The following is a 9,039-nucleotide window of genomic DNA, read 5'->3' on the forward strand; positions in this document are numbered from 1 at the left end:
TTATCTATTAAACCTTACAGATCTAATAACTAAATAATAAGTAAAACCTAAATAATACATTAGTAATCCACTCAAGAATATCTTAAATTTTCCTTAATCTACTTGACTCCCTTTCATTTTTGATCATTCTTGATCATTTTTATTCCTTTGCTTTTTATGGTTCTTAAAAAAATGTGATCAATGCCTCATTTCTAAAATTTTTTGGCTTCTTATGTTGCTTATATAAGCTTACTTAGAGATAATATAGGCAAATAGAGTTAATAAAGATCTTACTTATTTTCCTCAAATGATAACCCTAAATTTCTTTTAAGTAAGATCATATTAATTCACACCATTTTAAATAGTATATTTACTTAATTTTTTTGGTTCTTCATGGTGGAATTTTAAATGTCAGGAACAGTTTTACAATTTATATTAAGTGTATTCCCGATTTTGTTATTAATTTTCTTAATGGCAAAACGTAATGGGTTACCTTCTTACATTGCTTTACCAATTACAGGTGCTTTAATTCTTGTAATCCAGCTTGTGTATTGGGGTAATTCAGGTGATAGAATCTCAGCTTCTGTTGTAGCTTCATTTGTTGCTACTCTAGTACCGGTAACAATTATCTTTGCAGCGATTCTTTTCAATCGTTTTATGGAGATTTCTGGTAGTATTAAAGTAATCAAAAGCTGGTTAGCTAGTGTTTCTCCTAACCCTGTAGCACAATTAATGATTATCGGCTGGGCTTTTGCTTTCATGATTGAAGGGGCTTCAGGCTTTGGTACTCCAGCAGCAATTGCGGCACCTTTACTTGTTAGCTTAGGCTTCCCTGCAATCCAAGTATGTATCCTAACCTTAATTATGAACTCAGTTCCAGTTTCATTTGGTGCTGTTGGTACTCCTACTTGGTATGGCTTTAGCCAACTAGCTGACTTTACAAGCTTTACAGAATTAGGGTCAAAAACTGCAATAATCCATGCTTTTGCTTCATTAGTAATTCCTGTTGTGGCTTTACTATTTGTAGTTAAATGGTCTGAAGTTAAAAGAAATTTAGGTTTTGTTTACTTATCAGTAATCTTCTGTGTAGTACCTTATCTTTTAATTGCTCAAGTAAATGACGAGTTCCCATCTTTAGTAGGTGGTGCAATCGGTATGTTACTATCAGTATGGGCTGCGAAAAAAGGTCTAGGTTTATCAAAATCTGCAAACGAAACTGATAAATTAGAACAATTTGAACCAGTAACAGGTAAACAAGTTGCTAAAGCATTAATGCCATTTGCAATTTTAATTGGTTTATTAATTGTAACTCGTGTACAACAATTACCATTCAAAGCTGCAATGAACAGTACTGCTGAATTATTCACTCTTGGTTTAGGATTTGCAGATTTAACAGTTACTAAATCATTAACCTTTGGTTTAAATAATATCTTTGGAACAGGAATCGGTGATTCATACAAACTCCTTTATGTACCTTGTTTAATCCCATTTGTTGTTACTGTACTATTCTGTCAATTCTTTTACAACGAATCTAAAGGTCAAGTAGTTGGTATTTTCAAAGAGTCTGTATCATCAGTTAAATTAACTTATGTTGCACTATTTGGTGCATTCGTAATGGTTAAATTAATGATGTTAACACCAGCTCCAGATAACAATATTAAATTATCAATGGTATCTGTGATTGGACATGTATTCTCTGATTCAATGGGTGGAGCTTGGTTATATGTAGCTTCATACTTAGGTGCTGTAGGTGCATTCTTCTCTGGATCTAATACAGTATCTAACTTAACATTTGGTAGTATTCAACAATCAATTGCTCAACAAATTGGTGCGAGCCAAACTACAGTATTAGCATTACAATCAGTTGGTGGTGCTATGGGTAACATGGTTTGTTTAAACAATATTATCGCTGTAGCTTCGGTTACTAACTGTTTAAGTCATGAAGGTTACATCTTAAAACGTACTTTCATCCCGATGGTAATCTATGGAATTATTGCAGCTGTTGTTTATCAAGTTGCGGCAATCTTATTCCCAGGATTCTGGTTATAATAAAATAAATAAAAGTGAAACTCTCGATTTAGTCGAGAGTTTCACTTTATCTGTAAATTTATTTTTTAATAAAACTATTTAAAGGGCTCAACTTGAGCCCTTTATCATTATTTAGCATTTAAAATATGTTCTTTACCATGCACCAACACCGTAATTAAATCATTAAATGGAGTTGGTATATTTAATTCTTTACCACGTCTACTTACGTAGCCATTTAAGTAGTCAATTTCAGTTAAGCGATGGTTCTTGATTAAATCTTGATGCATCGATGGATAATGCTTAGCTCCAGAAAAACTTTCTTTAGTAAATGACATTACAAATTCTGTAATTTCCTCTACATTTAAAGTAACATTTTCTGTAGCTGCAATAATTGCAAATTCTTGAATAATATTTTTTATAACATATTCAATATTCTCTACTTGACCTAAAGTTAACATATTACTATCAAGAACAGTACATAAACTATTCATCGATCCATTTAAACAAGCTTTACGCCAAATTGACCAATAAATATTATCTACAAACTCGCATGGTAATCCAGAGTCATTAATGGTTTTTGCAATTAACTCACCAAATTTAGTAGCTTCTTTTGAATTAACTACATTTTCGATTTCCGTTTTACCATAACTCGTAAAGGTTACATTTGCAGGTTCATTTGCATTTGTAAATCTTGCAGTAACTACTGTAACCCCAAGATAGATATTTTCTTTATGAGTATATTTGCTTAAAGTTTGTATATGTCCTAAACCATTCAGTAAACATAATACTTTGGTATTTTCTTTTAATACATGCTTTATTTGCTGTAAAAATCCATCTAACTGTAAAGACTTAGTGAACATAATAACTAAATCTACTTCTTCATGAAAATCTTCAGGTTTATATGCTTTGAGATGGGTAAGCTTTTCAACTCCAACTTCATTTACTTTTAAGCCAGAATTATTAATCGCATCAATATGATCTTGCCAGTTATCTAATAAAATCACTTCATTACCAGCTTGACTTAACATATGCCCATAAGAGCAACCCATAGCTCCTGCGCCTGCAATCGCAATTTTCATATTAATTTTCTCCAGTCGATTCAGTAAAACTATAGTATACCGCAATATTGGGACAAACATCCAACTATTTAACTAGGATTAACTTAGCTATCTCGATAAAGGAAACTGGCAATTGTGATATAATAATCGGGTTAAACAACTCTTAACACAAGAAATATATAACTTTATTTAACTGGATTATATTATTATGGAATCTTCTGTCTCGTTTTTGATTATCATTATCTTAACATGTATATTTTTATCGGCATTCTTTTCTGCCAGCGAAACTGCTCTTTTGACTTTAAATAAATATAAATTACAAACTGCAGTATTACAGAATAGATATGGTGCAAAATCAGCGGATAAACTTCTAAAAAACTCTGACAAACTGATCAGTACAATTTTAATTTGTAATAACTCAGTTAATATAGCTGCTTCTTCACTTGCAACCATTCTTGGTGGAATTGTTGGAGGAGACATAGGGATTGCGATAGCAACAGGTATCTTAACCTTTGTACTTTTAATGTTTTCAGAGATTATTCCTAAAACTTTGGCGGTTAAATTTCCTGAAGCTATATCTTTTACTTTAGCTCCGCTTTTATTTATTGTTTATAAAATTGTCACCCCTATAGTTTTTGTCTTTAATATTTTTACAATTCTTTTCTTTAAAGTATTTAGAATTGAGCAAAATCCTAAAAAATCACAACTATCTAATGAAGAACTAAGAGTAATTGTTAAGGAATCACAAACACTAGTTGGTAAAGATCACTCTGATATGATGAATTCAGTTCTAGATCTAGAAAAAGTTAATGTTGAAGATGTAATGATTCCTAGACATGAAATAGTTGCTATAGATATAGAGGATGATATTAAATCAATCATTCGTCAGCTTAATCAATCTCCACATAGTCAGGTTGTGATCTATCGTGAATCTTTTGAAAAGCAAATTATAGGTATGCTTAGAATTCGTGAAGCTTATCGTCTAATGATGGAGGCTAATGAATACAATAAAGAAAATCTAGCTCGTGCTATTGACGAACCTATATATATCCAAGAAGGGACTACTTTAACTCGACAATTATTCAACTTTAAAAAGGCTAAAAGAAAAATTGGCATTATTGTTGATGAATATGGTTTTGTTATTGGATTAATTTCAATCGAAGATATTCTTGAAGAAATCGTAGGTAACTACACAACTAACTCTATTACCGATGAGCAAGAAGATATTAACTATATTGCTCAAGGTAAATACCTCATTGATGGACAGGCTAAATTAAGAGATTTAAATCGCAAATTTAGTTGGGATCTTAAAGCTGAAGATGTAAGAACTCTAAATGGTTTTCTTTTAGACAAGTTTCAAGATATTCCAGCAGTAGGTTCACAGTATACTCATAATAACCTTGTACTTACGGTTAAAGAAGTAAGTAGAAAAGGAATTTTACAAATTGAAATTATTGACTTAAAGCGTTATAAAACAACTCCTGAAAAGAAATAATTTCTAAACAAAATTTTATATGTTTACAGATAAATTAGATTTTAGCTCTGCTAATATTTTTGTTTTTGGTGATGTTATGATCGACCACTACTGGTATGGTGATACTTCACGAATTTCTCCAGAAGCTCCAGTACCTGTGGTTCTATACAAAGATGAAAATTCTACTTTAGGTGGAGCTGCAAATGTTGCAAGAAATCTCATTGCTTATAATTCTCAAGTAAGTATCTCAGGTTTAGTAGGTAATGATGATAATGCTCAACATTTAAAATCCTTATGTCAAAATATAAATCTGAATCATAATTTTATAACTATACCTTATGGTAAAACTACAAAAAAATTAAGGATCTTAAGTCGTCATCAGCAACTCCTAAGAGTTGATTTTGAAGACCAACCAAACTTTAATTTGGATGTGAATTTATTTCTTGATAATAGCTTAATCAATACTCTTGAAGATAAAATTAAGCAAGCAAAAGTAGTTATTCTTTCTGATTATATGAAAGGATCACGTCAATTTTTTCCAACTATTATCGAACTTGCAAATAAATATCATAAGCCTATTGTAATTGATCCTAAAGGTACAGATTACAGCGTCTACAAGAACTCTACATTACTAACTCCGAATCTTTCTGAATTTAGATTAATTGCAAAAAAATATGGCTTCTCTGAAGAGCAAATTTCAGATGAAACCAATGAAGTTGCCATAGTTAATGCAATTATAAATGATCTTAATCTTCAAGGTCTTTTAATAACCAAGTCAGAAAAGGGAATGACTTTACACCTTAAAGACGGTACTTTATATCATCAATTAACCTACGCTGAAGATGTTTATGACGTTACAGGTGCAGGGGATACTGTAATAGCTACTCTAGCAGCAGCCTTAGCAGTTAATATAGATATTAAAGACGCTTGCTACTTAGCTAATAAGGCAGCAGGAATCTCAGTCTCTAAACTAGGAGCTGCTACTGTTAGTATTGAAGAACTTGAACAATCGTGCCATATGCAGAGTTATAATCAGAATAACATTATTCAAAAGATTAAAAATGCTCAAGCTAATGGTAAGCGTGTAGTTTTTACAAATGGCTGTTTTGATCTTCTTCATAGAGGACATCTTAGTTATTTACAAAGAGCAAAAGAATTAGGTGATATTTTAGTTGTCGCAATTAACACAGATGCTTCTGTAAAACGTTTAAAAGGAAATGACCGTCCGATTAATAATTTAGCAGATCGTATGTTTATGCTCTCTTCTTTAAAATCCGTTGACTTTGTGATAGATTTTGATGAGGACACTCCATTAAATCTTATAAAAACAATTAAACCAGATGTTCTCGTAAAAGGAGCGGACTACAAATTAGAGGATATTGTAGGATATAAAGAAGTTACTGCCTATGGCGGACAAGTGCAAACTATTACTTTTGTAGATTCTTATAGCTCAACAAATATTATAAATAGAATTAAAAATAATTAAATTAGGCTATTATGAAGAATCGTGATCAAATTTTTGAAGCGAATAGACCTCATTTTAAAAAAGAATTTCTTTTACCTAGGTATTGGAAAATCTGGTTACTCATCGGCTTTTGCTGGTTAATATCTTTACTACCTTATTCAGCTCTACGTTGGTTTGGCTTGCAATTAGGAAAAATTTTTCGTAATTCCAAATTAAAAGTTATTCACAAGCGACGCCGTATTGCCCGTATTAATATAGATATTGCTTTAGCTTCTCGCAGTCAAGAAGAAAGAGACAAAATCTTCAATGACTTTTGTGATAATGTTGGTATTGCTTTGTTCGATATTATTCCAGCTTGGTTTTGGAGCAAAAGACGCTTTAAAAAATTAGTGCGTTTACCTGAGAAAGATTTTTCTCAATGGTATGAGAAAAAACCTTTTCTATTTCTTTGCCCTCACTTCTTAAATCTAGAAGTTAATGCAAGGGCAATAGGTTTAATCTTACCATCTTATGGAGTATATCTTAAGAATGCAAATCCTCTTTGGGATTGGTTACAATATTACTTTCGCTTAAGGAACAATAAAGCTCTTGTTGCAAGAGATAATCCAAGAGCTATGATTAGAACCCTTGCTCTTAAACAAGGCTTATGGTATGCTCCAGATCAAAATTTAGGAGCTAAATCATCTATCTTTGTTCCTTTCTTTGATGAACCAAATGCTTATACTACTACAGGAACCTATCAGTTATATCGTAGTTTTAATGATCTAACTCTTGTTCCTTGTATGCTTTTACCTAGTAAAGATCCTAAATACTTCTTTGATTTCCACATTTTAGATCCTATAGATTTTGAAGATTTAACTCAAGATTTTAATGCAGGAAAAATCGACCGTGATGAACTAACTCGTCTAGTAGTTATTCGTACAAATCAAGCGGTAGAAAAAATGGTAAATCTAGATATCTCGAATTATATGTGGTTACATCGTCGCTTCAAGAATCGTCCAGATGGACAAAAGAGCTATTATGATGAATAGAAAAGTTATCCTTTTATAAGAATAATTAAGACCTCTAAACTTTAGTTATAAAGTTTAGAGGTCTTTTATTATAAATGACTTATTAAAACTTTAAATTTAGCAGTAACTAATTTATGGGAATAACATGTTTTATTAAACATAAAAAGTCCTCCGAACTTTATTACTAAAATTCGGAGGACTTTATCATTGTCAGCTTCCTTTTATAAGAAGCTAATTCTACTATTTGTTTGCTTGTCTGTAAGCACGACGACGATCATTCTCAGTTAAGAATTTCTTACGAATACGAATTGATTCTGGAGTTACTTCAACTAACTCATCATCATCGATAAACTCAATTGCTTGTTCTAATGAGAAACGTACTGGTGGAACTAATACCACAGCATCATCTTTCCCTGAAGCACGCATATTTGTTAATTTTTTACCTTGTAAACAGTTAACCGTTAAATCATTATCACGACTGTGAATACCAATTACCTGACCTTCATACACTTCTGTATTTGCGTCAATTAAAAGTTTTCCACGCTCTTGTAATGAGAATAATGCGTAAGCTAGTGCTTTACCTGTACCATTTGAAATTAATACACCATTAACTCTTTGTCCAATGTCGCCTGATTTAACAGCATCATAGTGACTGAATGTAGAGTAAAGCAATCCTGTACCAGAAGTCATAGTCATGAACTCACCACGGAAACCGATTAATCCACGTGCAGGAATAATATAATCTAATCTTACACGTCCTTTACCATCAACTTCCATGTTTCTTAGTTCACCTTTACGTAAACCTAAAGCTTCCATGATTGAACCTTGATGTTGTTCTTCAACATCTACAGTTACTTGTTCATAAGGTTCTTGTTGTTCACCATCTACTTCTTTAAAGATTACACGTGGACGTGATACTGCTAATTCGTATCCTTCACGTCTCATATTTTCAATTAATACTGATAAGTGTAACTCACCACGACCTGAAACACGGAAAGCATCCGGATCTTCTGTTTCTTCTACACGTAGAGCAACATTATGTACTAATTCTTTACGTAAACGCTCTAAAATTTGACGTGAAGTAACAAATTTACCTTCTTGTCCACTGAATGGAGAAGTATTTACACAGAAGAACATAGTTACAGTAGGTTCATCTACGTGTAACGCTGGAAGGGCTTCTACATTATTCACATCACAAACGGTATCAGAGATATTTAATTCACCTAAACCAGTTAAAGCGATAATGTCTCCTGCTGTAGCTAGATCTTGTTCAACTCTTTGTAAACCTATGTGACCAAGAACCTGACCTACTTTACCTGAGCGTTTATTACCTTCTGCATCGATAATTGTAACTTGCTGATTTACTTTAACGCTACCTCTTTTAATACGACCAATTCCAATTACACCAACATAACTGTTGTAATCTAATTGAGAAATTTGCATTTGGAAAGGAGCTTCTAAATCTACATCTGGAGGAGATACTTTTTCGATAATAGCTTCAAATAAAGGGGTCATATCTTCAGCCATATCAGTGTAATCTAAACCAGCAATCCCGTTTAATGCAGAAGCATAAATAATTGGGAAATCTAATTGTTCATCTGTAGCCCCAAGGTTTACAAATAAATCAAATACCTGATCAATAACCCAATCAGGACGTGCACCAGGTCTATCTACTTTGTTTACTACAACAATTGGTTTTAAACCATGAGCAAACGCTTTTTGAGTTACAAAGCGAGTTTGTGGCATAGGTCCATCTGTAGCATCTACGATTAATAGTACAGAGTCAACCATTGAAAGAACACGCTCTACCTCACCACCAAAGTCAGCATGCCCTGGAGTATCGACGATATTAATGTGGTAGTCGCGATAATTAATTGCTGTATTTTTAGCTAGAATAGTAATCCCACGCTCTTTTTCAATAGCATTACTATCCATTACCCTTTCTTCTACTTCTCCACGAGAACTTAAGGTACCTGATTGTTGTAATAATTTGTCAACCAGTGTTGTTTTACCATGGTCAACGTG

The 9,039-nt window shown here is 32.5% G+C and carries 6 protein-coding genes; 4 read left to right on the forward strand and 2 right to left on the reverse strand.

Annotated elements, in window-relative coordinates:
• Nucleotides 1–387 precede the first annotated feature (387 nt).
• Nucleotides 388–2,028 (forward strand): L-lactate permease, encoded by a 1,641-nt coding sequence (locus tag CKF59_RS05295; RefSeq protein ID WP_119534924.1) that lies wholly within the window; start codon nt 388–390, stop codon nt 2,026–2,028.
• A gap of 107 nt (nt 2,029–2,135) precedes the next feature.
• On the opposite strand, the gene CKF59_RS05300 is transcribed toward CKF59_RS05295, so the two are convergent.
• Nucleotides 2,136–3,086 (reverse strand): 2-dehydropantoate 2-reductase, encoded by a 951-nt coding sequence (locus CKF59_RS05300; protein ID WP_119534925.1) that lies wholly within the window; start codon nt 3,084–3,086, stop codon nt 2,136–2,138.
• 187 nt (nt 3,087–3,273) lie between these two features.
• Between CKF59_RS05300 and CKF59_RS05305 the strand changes: the two genes are divergently transcribed.
• The 3 genes from CKF59_RS05305 to CKF59_RS05315 are packed head-to-tail and all read left to right on the forward strand — an operon-like array spanning nt 3,274 to nt 7,035.
• Complete coding sequence (locus tag CKF59_RS05305) at nt 3,274–4,560, forward strand: HlyC/CorC family transporter (protein WP_119534926.1); 1,287 nt, start codon at nt 3,274–3,276, stop codon at nt 4,558–4,560.
• 19 nt (nt 4,561–4,579) lie between these two features.
• A complete protein-coding gene (gene hldE, locus CKF59_RS05310; RefSeq protein ID WP_119534927.1) occupies nt 4,580–6,025 on the forward strand; it encodes a bifunctional D-glycero-beta-D-manno-heptose-7-phosphate kinase/D-glycero-beta-D-manno-heptose 1-phosphate adenylyltransferase HldE in 1,446 nt (481 codons plus the stop codon).
• Between the two features lie 11 nt (nt 6,026–6,036).
• Nucleotides 6,037–7,035 (forward strand): LpxL/LpxP family acyltransferase, encoded by a 999-nt coding sequence (locus tag CKF59_RS05315; protein ID WP_119534928.1) that lies wholly within the window; start codon nt 6,037–6,039, stop codon nt 7,033–7,035.
• Between the two features lie 219 nt (nt 7,036–7,254).
• Here CKF59_RS05315 and typA read toward each other — a convergent pair.
• Nucleotides 7,255–9,039: translational GTPase TypA (typA, locus tag CKF59_RS05320; RefSeq protein WP_119534929.1), on the reverse strand; the 1,785-nt coding region annotated here is incomplete at its 5' end.

Source organism: Psittacicella gerlachiana, assembly GCF_003585965.1.
GTDB classification, from domain to species: domain Bacteria; phylum Pseudomonadota; class Gammaproteobacteria; order Enterobacterales; family Psittacicellaceae; genus Psittacicella; species Psittacicella gerlachiana.

Bases quoted from the DNA above. Each gene is read 5' to 3' on its own strand.
- CKF59_RS05295 (WP_119534924.1), top strand. From the start codon at position 388: ATGTCAGGAACAGTTTTACAATTTATATTAAGTGTATTCCCGATTTTG.
- CKF59_RS05300 (WP_119534925.1), bottom strand. From the start codon at position 3,086: ATGAAAATTGCGATTGCAGGCGCAGGAGCTATGGGTTGCTCTTATGGG.
- CKF59_RS05305 (WP_119534926.1), top strand. From the start codon at position 3,274: ATGGAATCTTCTGTCTCGTTTTTGATTATCATTATCTTAACATGTATA.
- hldE (WP_119534927.1), top strand. From the start codon at position 4,580: ATGTTTACAGATAAATTAGATTTTAGCTCTGCTAATATTTTTGTTTTT.
- CKF59_RS05315 (WP_119534928.1), top strand. From the start codon at position 6,037: ATGAAGAATCGTGATCAAATTTTTGAAGCGAATAGACCTCATTTTAAA.